This window comes from Burkholderia cenocepacia (genome assembly GCF_014211915.1).
Classification (GTDB): Bacteria; Pseudomonadota; Gammaproteobacteria; order Burkholderiales; family Burkholderiaceae; genus Burkholderia; species Burkholderia orbicola.
This window is the reverse complement of record NZ_CP060041.1, coordinates 895,957-917,251: the sequence shown is the minus strand read 5'-3', so window position 1 is coordinate 917,251 and position 21,295 is coordinate 895,957. Positions and strand designations below refer to the sequence as shown.

At 70.6% G+C, this 21,295-nt stretch carries 18 protein-coding genes; 4 read left to right on the top strand and 14 right to left on the bottom strand.

Annotation, left to right across the window (positions count from 1 at the left end):
- Positions 1 to 7: 7 nt before the first annotated feature.
- Positions 8 to 2,314 (bottom strand): ATP-binding protein, encoded by a 2,307-nt coding sequence (locus tag SY91_RS33300; RefSeq protein ID WP_105797985.1) that lies wholly within the window; start codon positions 2,312 to 2,314, stop codon positions 8 to 10.
- 119 nt (positions 2,315 to 2,433) lie between these two features.
- Between SY91_RS33300 and SY91_RS33295 the strand changes: the two genes are divergently transcribed.
- Both SY91_RS33295 and SY91_RS33290 read left to right on the top strand, forming a co-directional pair.
- Complete coding sequence (locus SY91_RS33295; protein ID WP_105797984.1) at positions 2,434 to 3,129, top strand: PIG-L family deacetylase; 696 nt, start codon at positions 2,434 to 2,436, stop codon at positions 3,127 to 3,129.
- A complete protein-coding gene (locus SY91_RS33290) occupies positions 3,108 to 4,031 on the top strand; it encodes a glycosyltransferase family 2 protein (RefSeq protein WP_105797983.1) in 924 nt (307 codons plus the stop codon). The genes SY91_RS33295 and SY91_RS33290 overlap by 22 nt, the downstream gene beginning before the upstream one ends.
- Positions 4,032 to 4,048: 17 nt before the next feature.
- Here SY91_RS33290 and SY91_RS33285 read toward each other — a convergent pair whose 3' ends face one another.
- The gene (locus tag SY91_RS33285; RefSeq protein ID WP_080323330.1) at positions 4,049 to 5,416 is read right to left on the bottom strand and encodes a sigma-54-dependent transcriptional regulator; all 1,368 of its coding nucleotides are present in this window, start codon (positions 5,414 to 5,416) and stop codon (positions 4,049 to 4,051) included.
- Between the two features lie 331 nt (positions 5,417 to 5,747).
- On the opposite strand from SY91_RS33285, the gene SY91_RS33280 reads away from it, so the two are divergent.
- Entirely contained in the window at positions 5,748 to 6,785 is a 1,038-nt protein-coding gene (locus SY91_RS33280) for a sigma-54 interaction domain-containing protein (protein WP_041489210.1), read from the top strand.
- A gap of 37 nt (positions 6,786 to 6,822) precedes the next feature.
- On the opposite strand, the gene SY91_RS33275 is transcribed toward SY91_RS33280, so the two are convergent.
- The 11 genes from SY91_RS33275 to SY91_RS33225 all read right to left on the bottom strand — a co-directional run bounded on the left by SY91_RS33275 (position 6,823) and on the right by SY91_RS33225 (position 19,085).
- Positions 6,823 to 7,773 (bottom strand): glycosyltransferase family 4 protein, encoded by a 951-nt coding sequence (locus SY91_RS33275; protein ID WP_185921482.1) that lies wholly within the window; start codon positions 7,771 to 7,773, stop codon positions 6,823 to 6,825.
- Positions 7,763 to 8,851 carry a glycosyltransferase family 9 protein gene (locus tag SY91_RS33270; RefSeq protein ID WP_185921481.1) on the bottom strand — a complete coding sequence of 363 codons (1,089 nt, stop codon included), beginning with the start codon at positions 8,849 to 8,851 and terminating at the stop codon, positions 7,763 to 7,765. Before SY91_RS33270 ends, SY91_RS33275 begins: the two co-directional genes overlap by 11 nt.
- Entirely contained in the window at positions 8,848 to 9,849 is a 1,002-nt protein-coding gene (locus SY91_RS33265; protein ID WP_185921480.1) for a glycosyltransferase family 2 protein, read from the bottom strand. Before SY91_RS33265 ends, SY91_RS33270 begins: the two co-directional genes overlap by 4 nt.
- Positions 9,846 to 11,591, bottom strand: a complete 1,746-nt coding sequence (locus SY91_RS33260) for a carbamoyltransferase (protein WP_105797980.1) — start codon at positions 11,589 to 11,591, stop codon at positions 9,846 to 9,848. Before SY91_RS33260 ends, SY91_RS33265 begins: the two co-directional genes overlap by 4 nt.
- Positions 11,592 to 11,594: 3 nt before the next feature.
- Positions 11,595 to 12,800, bottom strand: coding sequence for a glycosyltransferase family 9 protein (locus SY91_RS33255; protein WP_185921479.1), 1,206 nt, complete (start codon positions 12,798 to 12,800; stop codon positions 11,595 to 11,597).
- On the bottom strand, positions 12,797 to 13,408 hold the full coding sequence (locus tag SY91_RS33250) for a D-glycero-alpha-D-manno-heptose-1,7-bisphosphate 7-phosphatase (RefSeq protein WP_011545589.1): 612 nt from the start codon (positions 13,406 to 13,408) through the stop codon (positions 12,797 to 12,799). The genes SY91_RS33255 and SY91_RS33250 overlap by 4 nt, the downstream gene beginning before the upstream one ends.
- Positions 13,399 to 14,148 carry an SDR family oxidoreductase gene (locus SY91_RS33245; RefSeq protein WP_012336587.1) on the bottom strand — a complete coding sequence of 250 codons (750 nt, stop codon included), beginning with the start codon at positions 14,146 to 14,148 and terminating at the stop codon, positions 13,399 to 13,401. Before SY91_RS33245 ends, SY91_RS33250 begins: the two co-directional genes overlap by 10 nt.
- 196 nt (positions 14,149 to 14,344) lie before the next feature.
- Positions 14,345 to 14,872, bottom strand: a complete 528-nt coding sequence (locus tag SY91_RS33240) for a hypothetical protein (protein WP_034196537.1) — start codon at positions 14,870 to 14,872, stop codon at positions 14,345 to 14,347.
- Positions 14,814 to 17,615 (bottom strand): ABC transporter transmembrane domain-containing protein, encoded by a 2,802-nt coding sequence (locus tag SY91_RS33235; RefSeq protein WP_260632509.1) that lies wholly within the window; start codon positions 17,613 to 17,615, stop codon positions 14,814 to 14,816. Before SY91_RS33235 ends, SY91_RS33240 begins: the two co-directional genes overlap by 59 nt.
- 47 nt (positions 17,616 to 17,662) lie before the next feature.
- Positions 17,663 to 18,538, bottom strand: coding sequence for a BON domain-containing protein (locus SY91_RS33230; RefSeq protein WP_185921478.1), 876 nt, complete (start codon positions 18,536 to 18,538; stop codon positions 17,663 to 17,665).
- Positions 18,539 to 18,722: 184 nt separating this feature from the next.
- Positions 18,723 to 19,085, bottom strand: coding sequence for a hypothetical protein (locus SY91_RS33225; protein ID WP_041489313.1), 363 nt, complete (start codon positions 19,083 to 19,085; stop codon positions 18,723 to 18,725).
- 276 nt (positions 19,086 to 19,361) lie between these two features.
- Between SY91_RS33225 and SY91_RS33220 the strand changes: the two genes are divergently transcribed.
- Positions 19,362 to 20,942 (top strand): ATP-binding protein, encoded by a 1,581-nt coding sequence (locus tag SY91_RS33220; protein ID WP_185921477.1) that lies wholly within the window; start codon positions 19,362 to 19,364, stop codon positions 20,940 to 20,942.
- Between the two features lie 10 nt (positions 20,943 to 20,952).
- On the opposite strand, the gene SY91_RS33215 is transcribed toward SY91_RS33220, so the two are convergent.
- Complete coding sequence (locus SY91_RS33215; protein ID WP_011695001.1) at positions 20,953 to 21,276, bottom strand: four-helix bundle copper-binding protein; 324 nt, start codon at positions 21,274 to 21,276, stop codon at positions 20,953 to 20,955.
- Positions 21,277 to 21,295: the final 19 nt, after the last annotated feature.

Below are 21,295 nucleotides of genomic sequence, written 5' to 3'. Positions count from 1 at the left end.
ACGTGCGTCAGCCGTCGCGCTTCGTCACGTGCGCGATCTTGTGCGCCAGTTCGCGCACGTCGACCGGCTTGCACAGGTAGCCGTCGAAGCCGGCCTCCAGCGCGCGGCGTTCGTCGGCGAGGCCAGCGTGCGCGGTGACGGCCAGCACGCGCACGTCGAGCGGGCCGCTGTCGCCGTTCGTCGCGCCGCGCCGTAACGCCTCCAGCAGCCAGAAGCCGTCGCCGTCGGGCATCGCGAGGTCGGACAGCACGACCGTCGGCCGCATGTCGGCCACCATCGCGAGCGCCTCGCGGCCCGACGACGCGATCGCGACCGCCGCGCCGAACGTGGTCAGCGCGGCGGTGAGACTGGCCCGCGTGGTCGCGTCGTCGTCGACGATCAGGATGCGCTGCGTGTCGAGCACGAGCGCCTCGTGCCGACCGCGCGCCTGCGCGATGCTCCACGCCATCGCGCCGGCCGGCTGCCAGCCGGCCGGCAGCGTCACCGTGAACGTCGTGCCGCGATCGCGGCCCGCACTCGCGACGCTCACGCTGCCGCCGTGCAGTTGCGCGATATGTCGCACGATCGACAGGCCGAGACCGAGCCCTCGTCGCGGCGACGCGGGCGAATCGTCCGCGCGGCGGAACATGTCGAACACGTACGGCAGGAACTCGGTCGCGACGCCCTGCCCCGTATCGGCCACGGTCAGCACCACCTGCGTGCCGTCGCGCGCGAGGCCGACCGTCACGCTGCCGCCGGCCGGCGTGAATTTCATCGCATTCGAGATGAGGTTCGACAGCATCTGCCGCAACCGCTCGGCATCGCCCGACACGATGCACGCGGACGCGTCGCAGTCGAATGCGAGCATGATGCCGGCCGACGAGGCGGCGGTCTGGAACGTGCCGACCTGATCGGAGAACAACCGCACGACGTCGACCGGCGTCGCGTCGAGCCGCAGCTTGCCGGTCGCGAGCGACGACGCATCGAGAATGTCGCCGACCATCCGCGTGAGCGAACGCGCGCTGCGGTCGATCGCGTCGATCGCCTGATGCTGCAACGCGTGGTCGCCCGTGTTGCGCAGCACCTCGATCCACCCGTAGATCACGTTCAGCGGCGTGCGCAATTCATGCGACACCGTGGCCAGCAGCTCGTCCTTCAGCCGGTTCGACGTATCGGCCTGATCGCGCGCATCGCGCGCGCCCTGCAGCGAGCGCTGCGCCCGCAGGTCGCGACGACGCTGCGCACCGGTCTCGCGCAGCGTCAGCGACAGCGCGACGCACGCCCGCGCGTCGCCCTGCACCGGGCACGCCGACACCGTCGCCCGAAAGCGCCGGCCGTCGCGCCGCACGCACAACAGTTCGAGCGGCCCGACCGGTTCCTGCATCGCGTCGAACGCGTCGGCGAGCGGATTGAGCCGCAGCCAGCGCCGCGCGATCAGCGTGTCGAACCTGCGGCCGCGCGCGTCGGCCTCGTCGTAGCCGAAGAGCCGCTGCGCAGCCGCGTTCCAGCTCGCGATGCGGCCGCTGGCGTCGATCCCGACGATCGCGTCCGGCGACGCCTCGACGACCGCATGCTGGAGCCGCGACGCATCGATGCGCGCGCGGTCCGCGCCGGCATCGCGCAACAGCAGCACCGCGCCGTCCAGGTTGCCTTCCGCATCGCCGATCGGCGACGCGACCGCGACGATCGGCACCGGCTCGCCGCTGCCGGCCTGCAGCCAGTGCCGGTCGGACGTCGCCTCGGCGCCGCCGAGCGCATGGTCGAGCGGCGTGGTCGGCACGCGGCGGCCTTCGTGATCGACGATCCGCAGCACGTCGCGCACCGGCAGCCCCACCGCCTCGTCCGGCCGGCAGCCGACGAGTTTGGCCGCGGCCGCGTTGAGATAGGTGAGCCGCCCGTTCGGGTCGGTCGCGATCACGCCGTGCGGCAAGGCGCGCAGCACGGCCTCGAACTGCCGGCGCGCGGCCGCCTCGCGTCGGCGCGCGCGATCGTTCGTCAGCCGCGTGTGATGCAGCAGCGACGCGACCGCGCACACCAGCGCGCCGATCAGGATGAACGTGCCGAGCTGCACGAGCCGGTCGGGCAGCGGCGTCGTATAGGCGGCCGGATCGGACAGGAACAGCGTCCAGACGAGCAGCCCGCTGACCACCGTCGACACGATGCCGAACACGAACGACGTCGCCCACGCGGCGCCGGCGAGCAGCGGGTAATACAGCACGAACGGCAGATTCACGCCGCCGAACCGGATCGCGAGCGTCTGCAACACGGTCGCGATCGCGACCAGCATCACGGCCGTTGCGTAATTTCCGGCCTGCGGCCGTGCAATTTCGGTCATTGGACACGCTCCTGCGGGGACACTCGACAGCGGCCGGCGCGGGCGCCGCCCGCGGGCACGACGCATGCTGGCCGATCGGAACCGGCGGCCCGGCCGCTCACGATGGAGAACTTCACGCCATGCCCGACCCGACACGCTGGCTCGTCGTCTCGCCGCATCTCGACGATGCCGTCTTCAGTTGCGGGCAACTGCTCGCGCAGGCGCCCGGCTCGATCGTCGTCACCGTGTTCGCGGGCATCCCGCCGCACGGCACGCCCGCGCCCCCGTGGGATCAGCGCGCGGGCTTCCGCCATGCCGACGAAGCGGTGCGCGCGCGCCGCGACGAAGACCGCCGCGCGCTCGCGCTGCTCGACGCCCGCCCCGTGTGGCTCGATTTCCTCGACGATCAGTACGGCGTACCGACGACGTCGACCGCGATCGCGACATGCGTGGCCGCGGCGCTCGACGCGCACCCGGGCTTCGGCGTGCTCGCGCCGGCCGGCCTGTTCCACCGCGATCATCTGCAAGTGCAGGCGGCCATGCTGTCGCTGCTGCGTGCCGACGATCCGTCGCACGTCTGGCGCTTCTACGAGGACGTGCCGTATCGCCGTATCGACGGGCTGATGGCCAGGCGCGTGATCGAATGGCGGGAGCGCGGCTGGACCGCGCATCCGGTCGCGGCGCCGGCCGCCGGCGACACGAACAGCGTCGCCGCGAAAGCCGCCGCCGTCGATGCGTACGCGAGCCAGGTAACGCTGCTGGAACCTCATATGCGTGCCGCTCTCCGCGAACCCGAAACGATCTGGCGGCTCGAATGCGACGTCACGTCCGCGTAACGCCCGCGCGCGTCGCGCTGCCGCCGGGCGAGCCGCGCGTGACCGCGATCGTGCTGACCTGCCGGCGCGCCGCCGAACTCGCGCGCACGCTCGAACACCTGTCCGTGCTGCCCGACCGGCCGGCGATCGTCGTCGTCGACAACGCGGCGGACGCCGACACGGCCACGCTGATCCGCGACCGCTTTCCGCATGTCGCGCTGGTGCATGCGCCGGGCAACTTGGGCGCGGCCGGCCGCAACCTCGGCGTCGCCGTCGCCCGCACGCGCCACGTTGCGTTCTGCGACGACGACACGTGGTGGGCGCCCGGCTCGATCGCCGAAGCCGCGAACCTGCTCGACGCGTATCCGCACGTCGCGGCCGTCACCGCGCGCGTGCTGGTCGGCCCCGACGAACGCGAGGACCCGACCTGCCGGCTGATGGCCGACAGCCCGCTCGACGCGCCCGTCGCGCTGCCGGGCCGGCCGATCCTCGGGCTGCTGGCCGGCGCGACCGCGTTCCGGCGCGACGCGTTCATGCGCGCGGGCGGCTACCATCCGCACTACTTCCTCGGCGGCGAGGAAGCGCTGCTCGCGCTCGACCTGTATCGCGCGGGACACTGGCTCGTGTATGCACCGCGCCTGACCGTCCATCACTACCCGTCGCTGCAGCGCGACCGGCCCACGCGCGCGCGCACCGCTGCCCGCAACGCGGTGTGGACCGCGTGGCTCAGGTGGCCGGCCACGGCCGCGTGGCGGCATACCCTGCGCATGCTGCCGCTGCTGCGCCGCGAACGCGCGATCGTACGCACGTTCGCCGGCCTGCCATGGATCCTGCGCGAACGACGCACGATCCCGCCGCACGTCGAACGCATGCGCCGCCGCCTCGAGCGCGATACGCGCCGCGAGGCCGGAACGGAAACATGAGCGCGGTCGTAGCGGCATCAGGAATCCGGCTTCTCCGCTTCGTCTTCCAGTTGCGCGAGCCGGTTGTAGATCGTCTTCAGGCTGACGTCGAGCACCTCGGCCGCTTGCGCCTTCACGCCGCCGCATTGCGCGATCGTGCCGAGGATCAGCTTGCGGTCGACTTCCTCGAGCGGCGTGCCGAACGGCACCGTCACGCGATCTTCATGCGAATCGACCATGCTGGACAACTCGTCCATGATCGGCGGCGGCAATGTGTCGATCACGTCGGCGTCGGTGAAGATGCTCGCGCGCTGCACGAAGTTGCGCAGCTCGCGCACGTTGCCGGGCCATTCGTAGGTCTTCAGCGCTTCGCGGGCGGCCGGCGAGAAGCGCAGGTTGCGGCCGCTCTCTTCGTTGTAGCGCTGCAGGAACGCGTCGGCGAGCATCGGGATATCGTCGCCGCGTTCGCGCAGCGACGGCAGCGGAATCGGGAACACGTTGATCCGGTGGAACAGGTCGGGCCGCAGCTTGCCGTCCGCCATCGCGGCTTCCGGGTCGCGATTGGTCGCGGCGACGATGCGCACGTCGACGTCGATCTCGCGCGTCGAGCCGAGCCGCGTGACGCGCCCGGTCTCCAGCACGCGCAGCAGCTTGACCTGCGATTCGAGCGGCATCTCGGTGATTTCGTCGAGAAACAGCGTGCCGCCGTCCGCGCGTTCGAAGAAGCCCTTGTGCTGGCGTTCCGCGCCGGTGAAGCTGCCGCGGTCGTGACCGAACATCTCGCTCTCGACGAGATTCGCGGCGATCGCGCCGCAGTTCACCGCGAGGAACGGGCCGCGGCGGCGCAGGCTCAAGTCGTGCACCGTCTGCGCGGCAAGTTCCTTGCCGGTGCCCGACTCGCCGGTGAGCAGCACCGACGCTTCGGTGCGCGCGACGCGGCCGATCGCGTCGTACACGGCCTGCATCGCGGGCGAGCTGCCCAGCATGCGGCCGAAACGGCCGAGGCGCTGCAATTCCGAGCGCAACTCGGCGATTTCCTCATGCAGCGCGGTCGTGCGCGGCACGCGCGCGAAGATGCTGTTCAGCCGCTGCATGTTGAGCGGCTTCACCAGGTAATCGGTCGCGCCGCGGCGCAATGCGTCGATCGCGGTTTCGAGGCTCGCGTGGCCGGTGGTCAATACTATTTCGCAATGTGCGCGCTTGGGCAATGCGTCGAACAGATCCATCCCGTTGCCGTCGGGCAGCACGAGGTCGCACAGCACGAGATCGGGGGTATGCGTCGAGACGAGGGTGCGCGCTTCTTCAAGCGTCGCGGCCGTATCGCACGTCAATTGCTGCGTGCGTGCGAGCGTGGCGAGCATCGTTCGCGTATCGGCGTCGTCTTCGACGATCAGGACGTAAGGCATCAAGGCTCCTTGTAATGCGGCCCGGCGCGTGCATCGGCCGGCACCGCGGCACGTGCAGCGTCATGCGCGTCATCTCTTCGACGCTGCACACGAACGGGCAGACAGGCTGTCCTGCACTGAAAACGAGTGCTTAGCAGTATAGAAGAACGACGTCGTGCATTCGCCGCTCATCGAATAAATCTATCTGTCGCCGTAAATGGCATTGCCAGATTCAATGTCGGCGAATCCGTATAAAAGGTATTCTGAGTACGTGAAAGACGACGTGTGCCACGTCCTTTTTTACCTGGTCACGACACATTCGGTCAAAACTTCCCAACCCGGTTATTACTCCATGTCGAAATCCGACGATGACGGCACGCGACTGTTCGGTCGTTCGCGAACAATTCAGGATCTGCTGCTGAAAGTGTCGCGCGTCGCCGCCACCCGCGTGAGTGTGCTGGTGGTCGGCGAAAGCGGTGCGGGAAAAGATATCGTCGCCCGGCTCATTCACGACATGAGCCCGCGCCGTCGCGGGCCGTTCGTGCCCGTCAATTGCGGCGCGATTCCGAAGGACATCGCGGAGTCGCAGTTGTTCGGCCACGAAAAAGGCAGCTTCACGGGTGCCGTTGCACAACATGTGGGCATGTTCGAGGCCGCGCGCGGCGGCACGCTGTTTCTCGACGAGATCGCCGAGATGCCGCTCGAATTGCAGGTCAAGCTGCTGCGCACGCTCGAAACCAACACGATCGTGCGCGTGGGTGGCCACGAGGCGATTCCGCTCGACGTGCGGATCGTCGCGGCCACCCATCACGATCCGGTCGAGGCCTTGCGCAGCGGCGCGCTGCGCGAAGACCTGTTCTACCGGATCGCGCCGATCGCGCTGCACGTGCCTGCGCTCCGGCAGCGCGAGGACGACGTCGGCGATATCGCACTGCAGATCGTCGAACGGCTGAACGCGCGGCACCGCACGCGCAAACGGCTGTCGACACAGGCGATGAAGGCGCTGCGCGCGTACACGTGGCCCGGCAATGTGCGCGAACTGCGCAATACGCTGGAGCGCGCGTTCATCCTCGCCGACGAGCAGATCGAGCTGCAGTTGCCGCGCCGCCCGCCGCCGCGCGAGGAAGTGCGTCACAACGCGATGACGCTGCATATCGGCACGACGCTCGCGCATACGCAGCAGCGCTTCATCGTCGCGTCGCTACGGCATTTCAACGGCGACAAGCCGCGCACCGCCAAGGCGCTCGGCATCAGCCTGAAAACGCTGTACAACCGGCTCGCGCTGCTGCCCGAAAGCGAGCGCAATGCAGCCAGCGGCAGCGCGCCGCCGGCCGCGAACGCGTCGAACGGCGGCAGCGCCTCCACTTCGCCGCCCGCGACGATGCCGTAAGTGCGGCGGGTCACGCCGCCGTCACGCCATCACGCCGTCACCCCGTCACGTCGCGCAATGCGGCGTCCCAGTCGCGCGCGAACCGCTCGATGCCGAATCGCTCGCACGCGTCGCGTTTGGCCGCCGCGCCCCACTCTCGCGCCAGTTCCGGATCGCGGATCAGCATCCGCATCGCGTCGATCAGCACGGCCGGCCGCGTATCGGCCACGCCGTTGCTGCCGGTCTTCACGAGTTGCGCCATCTCGGTCGTCGCCAGCGCGACGATCGGCAACCCGATCATCATCGCCTCGATCACCGCGAGCCCGAGGCTCGTATAGCGGATCGGATTGAAGAAGAACCGGTAGTGCGACAGGAACTGCGGCAGCGCCGGGTTCGGCACCTCGCCGATCCCGCCAAGCTCGCTCGACCCCATCCCGACCAGATCGATCGGCACCCTGTGCCGCACGACCTCGAACAGGTCCGCGCCGAGGCGCCGGCCGCGGCGCGCGAGGTTGTTCACGACGGCCACGCCCTTCGGCAGCGTGCCGTGATACTCGACACCTTCGGGCATCAGCACGCCATGCTCGATCACGCGCGTCGGCGTCACGCCGTTGTCCCACATCAGCGCGTTGAACGGCGTCACGTGCACCAGCAATACGTTCGGGTCCTGCACCGGATGCAGCGTGTCGGTCGGATGCTCGCGCGGCGGATCGTGCTCGACGAACAGCGTCGGCAGCGCGCGCTGCGCTTCGCTCAGCAGCCGCAGGCGGTCGTGCTGGTAGTGCTTCGCGTGCTGGTACAGCACGCAGTCGAATTCGGTGTCGCGCACGCACTCGGCCGGCACCTCGTGCACGTTGTCACCCCACGGCAGGTGCCCGACGCGGCCCGCATAGCCAGGCGGATGCTGCGGTTTCGTCACGATGTAGAAATCGTGCGGCGCCTGCGACAGGTAATACAGGTAGTTGCCATGCACGTGCCAGGTGAGCACGCGCAACCGCTTACGTGACATGACGTCTCTCCTCCGCGAGCAGTTCACCCGCCCGGCCGATCACGTCGCCGACGCCGATCGCCGTCGCGCACTCGTGCCCGTACGGGCACGTATCGAACATGCACGGCCGGCACGGCGGGTAGTTCGCGAGCACATGATGACGCTCGGTGTCGAGCGGCGCCCAGCGGGCCGTATCGCTGCCGCACGCGACGACGATGCTCGGCGTGCCAAGCGCGGCCGCGACGTGCGATACGCCCGTGTCGTTGCACAACAGCAGCCGCGCGCGGGCGATCAGCGCGGCCAGCGCGCCGAGCGGCGTGCGGCCGCACAGGTTCACGCACGGCCGTCCGAGATGCTCGGCGAACGCGCTCGCCAGCGCCAGTTCCGCGCGCGTGCCGGTCAGCACGATCTGCCAGCCGTCGTCGGCGAGCTGCCGCGCGGCGTGCGCGAAGCGTTCGACCGGCCAGCGTCGCGACGCCATCCGCGCGCCGGGATGGACGATCACGTAACGGCCGGGGTCGAGCGCGTGTTCGTCGCAGAGCACGTGCCACAGCGCGTAGTCGAGGCCGCCGAGCGGGAATTCGAGGTAGTCGCCCCAGTCCGCGTAGCCGAGCTTGCGCGTGAGCGCCAGATAGCGCGTCACTTCGGGTTCGTCGTCGCGCCACACGAGCGCGCAGTCGAGCGCGGTCGTGCCGCCGTCGGCCGGCACGAAGCCGGCCGTGCGCGTCGCGCCGAGCGACCCGACGATCGCGTTCGTGTGCGCGCCGCTGCCGTGCAGCTGGATCGCGAGATCGAAGTCGCGCGAGCGGCATTCGGCGATGAATGCCTCGCGCGTGGCCGCGTCGGGTTCGGGCTGTTCGCCTAGCCCCGGCGCGCCGGGGAAGGCGATGAAGCTGTCGATGTAATCGGAAAAGCGCGATGCGAACTCGCGCGCCCACGGCAGCCCGATCAGCGTGATGCGCGCATCCGGTTCGCCGCGTCGCAGCGCGCGCAGCGCGGGCACCGCGCACAGCATGTCGCCGAGCTGCAACGCGCGGAACACCGCGATCCGCTTCGGGCCGCGCGAGCCGTCGGAATCGACGCCGGGATCGAGCTTCATAGGAATAACACCCTGAAGTGAAGCGCGCCACGCATGCGCCAGTACAGCGACACGGGCGGAATCGCGATGGACGTGACGATCATCTCGGCCACATGCGACACCGTGAGCTGCGTGCCGCGCAGCCGTTTCGCGCAGAACCCCGCAGTGATCGCGGCCCACACCGCCGCGCACACGATGGCCGGCGCCGGCCAGCCGGCCGCGAAACAGCCGATCGCGCCGAGCGCGGCGAGCACGGCCGCGTAGTAATGCCAGGGCGGCACCGGCCGGATATGACGCCGGTAGGTCGTGCGATGCTTCTTGTACAACAGCGCATCGAAATACACCTTCGACTGCGCGCCGATGCTCGATCCCCAGCGCGCGGGGCGCACCGGATGCACGATGCGCGCGGCGTCGGCGTCGACGATCGGCCCCGCATGCTCGCGCAGCGCGAACATCAGGTCGGCGTCCTCGCGCCACGCGCGCGTGAAGCGTTCGTCGAAGCCGCCGATGCGTTCGAGCGCCGCGCGCCGCACGAAGCAGTTCGCGGTCGCGAATTCCGCCTGCGCGAGCCCCGCCGCGTCGCGTTCGTAGTCGGTCGGGCGCGGCCGCACCGGCACGTCGATCCGGCCGGCCGCGGCCGACGCCGACGGCTCGGCCAACAGCGCGGCCGCGCCGTGGCGCAGCCAGGTCGGATCGGGGATCGTGTCGTCGTCGGTGAATGCGATCAGCGCACCGCCCGCGCTGCGCCAGCCGACGTTGCGCGCGCCGGCCGGCCCCTGCGTGTCGGGCGCGGTCATGTAGCGGATCACCGGCACGTCGGTCACGCGTGCGCGGCACGCATCGACGACGGCGCGCGCACTGCCGGCCGGATCGTCGTCCACGACGACGATCTCGTAGGTGGTCGGATCGAACACCTGCACGCACAGCGCGTCGAGGCAGCGTTCGAGCAGATCGGGCCGCCGGTAGGTCGGCACGACCACCGACACCACGGGCGGCAGGTGCGTGTCGCGCATGTTCATCGCGGCTTCTCCAGCAGAAACGGGCCGATCACGAGCGCGTCGAGCGGCGAGGTCCAGAAGCATTCGATCGCGTCGCGCGGCGAGCACACGATCGGTTCGCCGCGCGTGTTGAACGACGTGTTGACGAGCACCGGCACGCCGGTGAGCGCGTCGAACTCGGTCAGCAACGCATGCAACAGCGGATGCTGAGTTTCGTCGACGGTCTGCACGCGCGCGGTGCCGTCGATGTGACGCACCGCCGGAATCTTCGCGGCGCGCTCGGGCACGACGTCGTACACGAACAGCATGAACGGCGCGCGCAGCGGCGTGCGCCGGCCGCCGCTGAACCAGTGATGCGCACGGTCTTCGAGCACGACCGGCGCGACCGGCCGGAAATCCTCGCGATCCTTGATCCGGTTCAGCTTCTGCTGCATGTCCGGATCGATCGGCGACGCGAGGATCGACCGTGCGCCGAGCGCGCGCGGGCCGAACTCCATGCGCCCCTGGAACCAGCCGATCACGCGGTTCGCCGCGAGCAGCGCGGCCGTCTGCGCGGCGACGTCGGCAAGGCGCCGGTACGGCAGTTGCGCTTCCTTCAGGAACGCCTCGATCGCGTCGTCGTCGTACGCCGGCCCGAGATACGCGTGATCCATCCGCCAGTCGCCGCGCGCACCGCGCATCCGGAAGTCGGTCCACAGCGCGGCGCCGAGCGCGGTGCCCGCATCGCCGGCGGCCGGCTGCACCCATACGTCGTCGAACGGGCCGCGATCGCGAATCCGCGCGTTCATCACGCAATTCAGCGCGACGCCGCCCGCCATCGCGAGCTGCCGCTCGCCGGTCTCGGCGGCGAGCCAGTCGACCGCCTGCAGCGTCGTCTCCTCGAGCACCAGTTGCAACGCATGCGCGATGTCGCAGTGATGCGGCTCGATCGGGCCGCCGCGTTCGCGCGCCGGGCCGAACAGCGCCGCGAGATCCGCGTCGAGCACGTCGTAGCGCCCTTCGCCGCGATACCGCACCAGCTTGCGCATCTCGTCGGCGAACACCGGCTTGCCGTACGACGCGAGCGCCATCACCTTGTATTCGTCGGACGAGTGCAGGAAGCCGAGATAGCGGGTCAAGCGCTCGTACAGCAGCCCGAGCGAATGCGGCAGGTTGACCTGCCCGAGCCGCCGGTACGCGCGGCCGTCGAACACGCCGTAGCTCGTCGTCGCGCGCTCGCCGCGCCCGTCCATCGTCATCACCGCGCAGCGCTCGAACGGCGCCGCGAGAAACGCGCTCGCCTCGTGCGCGAGATGGTGTTCGATGAAATGCCAGCGGAACGGCCCGTCGTGCGTGACGCCGCGAAAGCGCCGCTGCAGGTGATGCGGCGCGCCGCCCGCGAGCTGGCGCGGCGCGTTGACGATCGACGACAGGAACAGCGGATGCCACGGCGACGCGCCATCCTCGCGCGGCGCATGCGCGGACGGCGACAGCGGCAAGGTCAGTGCCGGCGCCGTGCCTTCGCGGTCGAGTTCGAACCACGGGTCGTACGAATACGCGACGTGGTCGACATCCGCGAGCGTGATGCCGGCTTCCGCGAGGCAATAGTCGATCGCGTGGAAAGGCAGCTCCCAGGTCGAGAACGGCACCGGGCGCTTCGCGTGCTTCACGTGCGTGAAGCGTTCGTCCTCGGCCGCCGCGATCACGACGCCGTCGCGCACGATGCACGCGGCGCTGTCGTGGAAGGCGGCGTTGATGCCGAGCGTATAGGTCGATTCAGGCATGCGTCAGTTCCTCGTGATGGCGTGCGCGAACGGAATCACGTTCGATGCGTGCGCCGCGACCGGCTCGCCTTCGTCGTGGGCGGCAGCCCGCTCGGCCGCGCGTTGCGCATGGCGCGCGCGGCCGCGCAGCAATGCGTGCACGGCGGCGGCGACGTCGTCGACGCTCACGCCGCGCAGGCACGGATGGCCGGGCTGGTTGCACACGCTGCGATAGCAGTTGCGGCACGGCACGTCGACGTTCAGCACACGGTGCGGCACCCGCCACGGCGTGTGCTGCGGATTGGTCAGCGCGTACAGGTCGACCACCGGCGTGCCGAGCGCGGCCGCGAGATGCACGGGGCCGCTATTGTTCGACAGCAGCAGGTCGGCCGTCTCGATCAGCGCGCCGAGTTCGCCGAGCGGCAACACGCCGGCCAGCGGCACCGCGCGCGGCCCCGCCCGTTCGCACACCGCGTCGACCAGCGCGCGTTCGTCCGCGCTGCCCGTCACCGCGATGCCGTCGAACAGCGGCGCGACCGCGGCGGCCGCTTCGCCGAAGCGCTCGGCCGGCCAGCGCCGCGACGCGGCGGTCGCGCCCGGATGGACGACCAGCCAGCGCGCGCGCGTCGCTCCCGGCTCACGCGCGCCGCCGACGCGCTGCAACGCGACCTGCAGGCGCGCGTGCACCGCACGCCGCGCCGCGTCGCCCGGCTCGAACGCCATCCGCCAGTCGGACGTCTTCGCGCCGATCGCACGCACCAGCGCGAGCTGCCGCGCGACCTCGTGGCGCACGTGCGATTCCGGCTCGGTTTCCGGCACGCGGTCGGTCAGCAGTTCGTACGGGTTCTCGCGGCAATGCGCGAGCCGCAGCGGAATGCCGGCGAGCCAGCACATCATCGCGGCGGGCAACGGGTTCTGGCTGTAGACGGTGAAGATCACGGCCGCGTCGAAACGGCCGGCCAGCAGTCGGTCGATCATGTCGAGATCGGCCACCGGATCGCCGCGCACGTCGGGATGCTTGACCCACGGCGCGTCGTAGCTCCACACGTCGTCGACCATCGGCAGATGCTTCGCGAGCGCGGCGCCCGTGCGCGACGTCAGCAGCGTCAGTTGGCGATCGGCGCCGCTCTCCTTCAGCGCGCGCAGCGCGGGCGTGGTCATCAGCACGTCACCGATGCTGTCGAGCCGCACGCACAGGATGCGGCGGGCGCGGCTCCAGGCCGTGCTCATCGCCGCACCCACGAGCCGTGCCGGCGCACGGCTTCGCGCACGACGATGTCGGCGGCCAGGTCGATGCGATCGACGACGTGGTGCGGCGTGCGCGCGGCGTTGAGCTGCCACTCGGTCTCATTGCCGCAGTCGACCAGGATCGTGCCGCAGCGCGCGGTGCGGCCGGCCTCGACGTCGTCGAGAATGTCGCCGATCATCCAGCTCCATTCGGGCACGGCACCGAGCGCGCTCAGCGCGCGGCGCAGCATGCCCGGGCGCGGCTTGCGGCAGATGCAGTCACAGGTGTAGCGCGGCACGCTGCCCCGCGGGTGATGCGGGCAGTAAAAAAAATCCGCCAGCGTCGCGCCGTTTGCTTCGAACAGTTCGGCGAGGCGCTGGCGGACCGCGCCAAGCTCGTTTTCGGTAAAGCGGCCGAGCGCGACGCCCGGCTGGTTCGACACGACCGCCAGCGGCATGCCGGTCGCGCCGAGCGTGCGCAGCGCGCGCGCGGCGCCCGGCGCGAGGCGCATGCGCGCGGGGTCGACGTTGTACGGCACGTCGTCGAGCAGCGTGCCGTCCTTGTCGAGCAGCACCGCGCCGGGCAGCCGCCGTTCGCGCTTCAGGGCCATGACGTCTCCTTCATCGGCAGCACCATCAGCTCCGGCACCACGGTGCCCGGCGGCTGGGTCAGCACGAAGCGCACGGCGGCCGCGACGTGCTCCGGCGGCTGCAGCGTGTCCTCGTCGATGTCCGGGAAACGGTCGAGCAGGAACGGCGTGCGCATCCCGCCCGCGACGATCGCCGACACGCGCACGCCGCTCGGCCGCAGTTCGGCGTGCAGCGCGTGCGACAGCCCGAGCAGCCCCCACTTCGTCGCGTGATACGCGGACGCGTTCGGCCACGCACGCTTGGACGCGGTCGACGCGATGTTGACGATATGCCCGTTGCCGCGCGCCTTCATCATCGGCACGGCCGCGTGACACATCAGGTACGGGCCGAACAGGTTCGTCATCAGCACCTGCTGCCACGCGTCGACGCTCACGTCGTCGATCGGCGCGGTCACGTCGATCGCCGCGTTGTTGACGATCACGTCGAGCTCGCCGAGCGATTCGCGCGCGTCGTGCACGACCTGCAGCACCGATGCCTCGTCGCGCACGTCGAGCGGCCGGCCGACCGCCTGTCCGCCGTGCCGCTCGAGCCGCTGCGCGACGGCCGCCGCGCGGTCGCCGTCGAGATCGGCGACGACGACGTGCGCGCCGTGCTGCGCAAGCTCTTCGCAAATGGCTTCGCCGAGACCGCGGCCGCCCCCGGTCACGAGTGCGGTCCGGCCGGCGAGCGGCGGTTTGGCTGGATCGTGAGTCGCGTTCACCTGCACCTCCTGTCGATGTCGGAAAACCATCCGGCTGACGGCGACACTTGTCGCGACAACCGTCCGTGCATGAGGTACAGCGAAAACCGTGCCGGCCTGCGTGTGCCCGTGCCGTATCGGGCTGTGCCGCGCGCCCGCTGGCTTTTTTATAACCGGCTGTAAAAACGGGTCCGGGCCGCCGCGCCTGGGCGGCCCCTCAGATCGCGAGCCCGTCGGGCGTGGCTTGCGCGCGGTGCTTCGCGAGCGCGCGCAGGCAGTGCGCGATGCAGCCCGCGAACGCCTCGTCGAACCACGGCTGCGCACCCGACACGCCGACCACGATGCCGCCGAGCGCGACACCGCCCCACAGGTTCGTGTCGCCCGCGCGCAACCGATACGGCTCGAGCGCCTGCACGACGTGGCCGTCGCGGCCCGTTTCCCACGAGAGCCGCGCCTTGGCGCGGGCGTAGGCGCGATAGTCGGCGTCCCAGTCCTTCGGGTCGGGCAGCGAAAACTCATACAGGATCGCGTCCTCGAACGCCGCGTCGTGCGGGCCGAGCGCGGGGTCCATGATCACGATGTGCAGGCAGCCGCTGTCGCCGACGAAGTCGCTCTGCAGCGCGGCGGACAGCGTCGGCAGCAGCAGCTCGACGGCCGCCACCGCGGCCTGGCGGTCGGCGAACGCACTACCGCCGCGACGCGCGTTCAGGGCTTCGGGTGTCGTCGGGTTCAGAAGGTTCGGCATGGATTTCTCCAGAGGAAAACGCGAGCGCACGCAACGCCGCGATCAGGTCGGCCGCTACCGCGGGCTTGGTCAGGTACGCATGGAAACCGGCTTCGACCGCGCGCGTGCGGTCGCGATCGCGCGCATGGCCGGACAACGCCAGCGCCTCGAGCGGCGCGCGGCCGTCGCGATCGCGCGCGGCGTCGAGCTGACGCACGCGCGACATCACCGCGTAACCATCGTCCTCGTCGTCGCCGAGGTCGATGTCGCAGACGAGCAGCGCCGGCCAGTCGGCCCGGCGCGCGCGCCACAGGTCGTCCAGCAACGCCTGGCCCGACGCATACGCGTGCACGTCGGCGCCAGCCACCTTCAGCAGCGCGCCGAGCGCCTCGCGCGCCTCGTCGTGATCGTCCACGCACGCGATGCGCAGGCCGTCGAGCGGCTTGGCCGTGGCCGCCGCGCCGGCGGCCAGGTTCGGCACGGCGCCGGCGGGTTGCATCGACGCCGGCGCCACCGCGTACATCGGCAGCGACAGGTGCAGCGTCACGCCGGTATCGTCGCGTTCGCGCACGACGTAGCCGCCTGCCTCCTCGATCGCGTCCTGCAATCGTTCGAGATCGATCAGCGACAGTTCCGTTGCGTCGACGCCCGTGCACGCGATCGTGATGCGCGCTTCCGGGTCGTGGCGCGCGGTGCGCACCTCGAGCTGCCCGCCGCTGCTCGCTTCGATGGCGCCGCGACACAGCTCCCACACGAAGCGCCGCAGCGCGGCCGGATCGGCGTTGACGACGAGATCCTCGTCCGACACATGGCGAAACACCGGCACGCCGCGCCGCGCGGCCGCCTCCGCCAGCGAATCGAGCACCTGCGACACGAGCGGGTTGATCCGCACCGGCTGCCGCGCGAACTTCGCTTCCGTGCGTTCCAGCTCGCGCTGCTTCGCCTGCAGCGACCACATCTGCGCATACACGCCGCCGCTTTCGAGCAGTTCGTCGTGGGTGCCGTGCTCGACGAGCCGGCCGTGCTCCATCACGAGGATGCGATCGGCGTCGACGATGGTCGACAGCCGGTGCGCGATGATGAGGCTCGTGCGATGCTGCGCGACGCGCATCAGTTCCTGCTGGATCGCGCGCTCCGAGCGCGTGTCGAGCGCCGACGTCGCCTCGTCGAACACGACGATCGGCGGCGCCTTCAGCAGCGCGCGCGCGATCGCGACCCGCTGCCGCTCGCCGCCCGACAGCCGTACGCCGCGCTCGCCGACGCGCGTGTCGTATGCATCGGGCAGCCGCTCGATGAACGCGTCGAGCTGCGCGCCGCGCGCCGCCGCGATCACCTCGCCGCGGGTCGCGTCGCGCTTGCCGTACGCGATGTTGTACGCGAGCGTGTCGTTGAACAGGATGGTGTCCTGCGGGACGATGCCGAGCGCGTCGCGCAGGCTGCGCTCGGTGACGAGCCGCAAGTCCTGACCGTCGATCCGGATCGTGCCCGCATCGGGCTGGTACAGCCGGAACAGCAGCCGCGCGAGCGTCGACTTGCCCGACCCGCTGCCGCCGACCACCGCGATCGTCTGCCCGGGCTCGATGCGGAACGACACGTCGAACAGGATCTGCCGGCTCGGCTCGTAGCCGAAGTCGACGTGCTCGAACTCGATCGCGCCGCCGCGCACGACGAGCGGCTGCGCGCCGGGCGCATCGCCGTCCTCGCCCGGCCTGCCGCGCGCATCGAGCAGCCCGAACAGCCGCTCGATGTTCGTCATCGCGTCGTTCGCCTCGCGGAACACGAAACCGAGCGCGTTCAGCGGCAGGCTGATCTGGATGATGTACGCGTTGATCAGCACGAGATCGCCGATCGTCATCGCGCCGCGCGCGACCTGCTGCCCGGCGAGCAGCATCACGGCCGCGATCCCCGCGCCGATGCATGCGCTCTGCCCGATATGCAGCGCCGACAGCGCGTACTGGTTGTCCACGCCGGCCTCGCGCCATTCGTCGAGCACGCGGTCGAGCCGGTCGCGCTCGACGTCCTCGCGTGCGAAATACTTGACCGTGTCGACGTTCAGCAGGCTGTCGACCACGCGCGAATTCGACTCGGCCTCGAGCGCGTTCACGCGCCGCTGGTAACGCATGCGCCGGCGCGTAAACACCACCGTATACGCGGCGTAGACGGCGAACGTGACGAAAATGATCGCCGTGAAGCCGCCGCCGTACTTGCTGATCACGATGACCAGCACCGAGCCGATCTCGATGGCCGTCGGCACGATCGTAAACACCGCGACGCCGAGCAGGTAGCCGATCCCGGCCGTGCCTTTCTCGAGGTCGCGCACCACGGCGCCCGTCTCGCGCTGCGCATGAAAGCGTGCGCCGAGCCGATGCAGGTGGCCGAACGTGCGCACGGTAAACGACGCGACCGTATGCTGCGTGACCTGCACGAAGGTCATGTCGCGCACTTCGTTCAGCGCGTTGGATGCGAAGCGTACGACCGCGTACGCGAACAGCAGTAGCACCGGCCACGCCATCGGCTGGCCGGCCACGCGGCCGAAGCCGTCGACGATGTCCTTGAGCAGCAGCGGCACCGACACGGCCGCCGCTTTCGCGAGCACCAGCAGCACGATCGCCGCGAGCACGCGGGTGCGGTAATGCCAGATCGCACGCCAGAGCTCGACCGCGATCCGCACCCGCAGGCCGCGCTCGTCGCGGCGGCCCCGGGGGGCGCGGCCGGCTGCCGCCTCACGATCCTTGATGGGCGTTTCGTCGATTCCGGTCGTCATGCACGCATTGCTCGCGGTCGGGGGCGGGCCGTTTCACGCACGGGCGGTCAGTGGCGCGGTTCGCGCTCGCGGCCGCCCACGACGGTGCCGGGCTCGGGGTCGCGCGCGGCCGGCTGGGTGGGCGTGACGGTCCGCTGATCCGGATGCAGCACCATGCCGGCATCGTGTTCGCCGTCACGGCGCACGCGCACGCGATTCTCGACGTCCTGCACGCCCAGACAACCGTCGGCCAGATCCTCGATGTCGTGCTTCATCCAGCGCGCCGGCACCGTGCCCTCCAGTTCGACGCGCCCCTCCTTCACCTGCACGGTGACGTCGCTCACGTCGATCTCGAGCGCATGCGCGAGCCGCTCGCAGACGTCCTCGCGAATCCGCTCGTCCGAGCGCGTATAGCCTTTCGGGCCGCGGCGATGGCGCAGCGCGTCGCGTTCGGTGTCCCTGCCGAAGCGCGACAGGTCGGGGGCGCTGCCGCCGTAGCGCGGGTCGCCTCGGGGGTCGCCTCGGGGGTCGCCTATGTCGCGCTCGCTGCCGTACCAGCCCATCCGGTGATGGCCGCGGTATTCCGGGCGCTCGCCGCCGTACCGCCCTTCGCGGCCCTGCGCGCGGCGGCCCGGGTCACCGTAGCCGCGCTCGGCGCCCCGCGCCGGCTCGCGCGCGCCACCCGACCAGTCCGCGTCGCCGGCACCGCGCCGCTGGTCGGCCGGCCGCGCCGCGCGCTCCGTCCATTCGCTGCCCCAGTCTTCGGGGCCCGTGTCCTCGCTCGCGAATCGGCGGTAAGCCGATTCGTAGTCTTCTTCCGGCCACCGTGCCGGGTCGTCCGGGATGCCGCGCTCGCCGGCGCCCCGGTACGCGCGTTCGTCGCGCTCGTGCCAGTCGGGCGAGCCGCCACGCTCGCCATGCCGTCCGGGATATCGTCGTTGCATCGTGTCTCTCCTTGATCGCCCGCGCCGCGCACGGTCCGATGCCGCGTCGCGTCGCGCGTCGGTCGGGTGAATGCAAATCGCGTGCCGGCGCCGTTGCCGGGCCGCGACGGTTGCGCATCGCAGCCCGGGGAAACCGCCAGGCGCCCCAATCTGCAACGCGATTGCAGTTTTTGCGTGCCGGACGTCATGGCGCGCCGCCGGCCTCGTCCGGGTCGTCCGATTCGTCCGTCCGGCCCGGCTCGCTCAGCCGCTCGGTGCGATCCGGCTCGATATCGGCGCCTTCCTCCAGCGTCGAGTCGCCATCCGCCGACGCGCGCTCGCCGGTGCCCGCGCGGTCCGTGTCGCTGTCGAGCGACGCGTCGCCGCGTTCGAGCGCATGGTCGTCCAGCGGCGAATCGACGTCGAACGGATGGCGACGCGCGCCCGCCGTGTCGCTGCCGCTGTCGGACGAGTCGCTCGGGCCCAGCGCCCGGCCGTCGCGGCCGCGGCGGGCGTTGTCGTCGTCCGGGCCGGCCGGTTCGTTGTCGGGATTCAGGGTGCTGTTCATGTCGGCCTCCTTGCCTGGCGTGCCGCCGGGCGGCCGGCCGGATGGCCGCCGCACGGCAGGCGGACTGTCCGGTCGTGCAATCGGCATGCCGCGGCGGCCGCCGACGGTCGCGCCGGCGCCCATGTCGGCGGACGGCACGGCCGATGCGCGCCCATTGATCAGCCGAATCGAGTTCCTTTATTCTTTCGGACGTGCCAATTCGATCCGCGCGGCCGCCGTTTGTCCGGCGGCGGTTCGACGACCTGCGGCCGCCCGTATTTCCGACCTGCCGCTCCGATGAAGAAAGACGACGCCGATTTCCACCCGCATCCGCCGCCCGACGCGCGCGATCTGCAGCACCGCTTCGCCGAATTCCGGTTCCAGACCGTGGTGGAGTCGATCACCGACTACGCGGTGTTCATGCTCGATCCGGACGGCAACGTCGCGACCTGGAACGCCGGCGCGCAACGCATCAAGGGTTACCGCGCGGCCGAGATCGTCGGCCACCATTTCTCGCGGTTCTACCCGCCCGACGCGATCGCGGCCGGCCGGCCGTCGCACGGGCTCGAAGTGGCCGCCGCGCACGGCCACTTCGAGGACGAAGGCTGGCGCGTGCGCAAGGACGGCACGCAGTTCTGGGCGAGCGTGACGATCACGCCGGTGCGCGATGCGACGCACGCGCTGTGCGGCTTCATCAAGATCACGCGCGACATGACCGAGCGCAAGCGGCTCGAGGAGCTGGAGGCGTCGACGCACCGGCTCAGCGTCTTCATCGCGATGCTCGCGCACGAGCTGCGCAATCATCTCGCGCCGCTGCGCAATTCGGTCGGCGTGCTGCAGAGCCTCCCCGATCCGGCGCCCGTGCTCGCGCAGTGTCGCGATGCCGTGAACCGCCAGGTCGCGCAACTGACGCGGCTCGTCGACGATCTGCTCGACGTCGGGCGCATCACGGCCGGCAAGGTCGAGCTCGACGCTCGCCCGGTCACCGTGCGCGACATCGTGTGCCGCGGCGTCGAGAGCATCCAGCCCAAGCTGGCCGCCCGCGGGCAGTGGATCCGCGTCGACCTGCCGACCGACTCCGTGGTGCTGCACGGCGACGACGCACGGCTCGTGCAGGTACTGCACAACCTGCTCGACAACGCATCGAAATTTTCGCCGCACGGCGGCCGGATCGACGTCGGCGCGCGGATCGACGGGCCGTCGGTGGCGATCAGCGTCGTCGATCACGGCGTCGGCATCGCGCCCGGCGCGCTCGAAACGATCTTCGACCTGTTCGAACAGGAAGGTGCGACGGGCCGCTCCCCGTCCGGCGGCTTCGGGCTCGGTCTCGCGATCTGCCGGTCGTTCGTCGAACTGCACGGCGGGCGGATCGCCGCGGAAAGCGGCGGGCCCGGCCACGGCGCGACGTTCACGGTCTGGCTGCCGATCGCGCAAGTGGCGCGCAACGAGCACACCGCACCGCCCCCGCCTGCCACGCCCGGACAGCCGGCCGTCGAGCCGCTGCGCATCGTCGTCGTCGACGACAACCGTGACTCGGCCGATACGCTCGCGGTGCTGCTGCAACTGAAAGGGCACGCGCCGCGCGTCGCGTACAACGCGAACGAAGCGCTCGCGCTCGCTCGCGACTACGCGCCCCAGTTGATGCTCCTCGACCTGACGATGCCGGACGTCGACGGCTTCACGCTGTTGCAGGAGCTGCGCGCGATCGACGCGCTGCGCGACACGACCTGCGTCGCGCTGTCCGGCCACGCACGCGCGTCCGACCTCGAACACACCGCGCACGCGGGTTTCGACGACCATCTCGTGAAGCCCGTCGAGATGGCCGTCCTCGATGCGCTGCTGCAGCGCGTCGCGCGGCAGGTTCAGGACGCGCCGTAAGCGCGCGCGTTCAGGCCATCGCGCGGCACATCGCCGCGCACGCCTCGCACGCGAGCGCGCAGCGGCGGCAATGCTCATGCGCATGCCGCGAACACTCGGCCGCACACAGGTCGCAAGCATGCGCGCACAGCGCGCAAATGCGCGGCGCGAGCCCGCTGCGGCGCGCCATCGCGCCCGACGCGAAGCGGCACAGCTGCGCGCATTCGATGTCGAGCGCGATGCAGGTCGCCAGCGCATGCACGTCGCGCTCCGCGAGGCAGGCGGCCGCACAGGTATCGCATGCGTGCGCGCAGGCGTCGCAAGCGGCCATACAGTTGTCGTATTGATCGGTCATTGCAGTGCTCCCGGTTTCG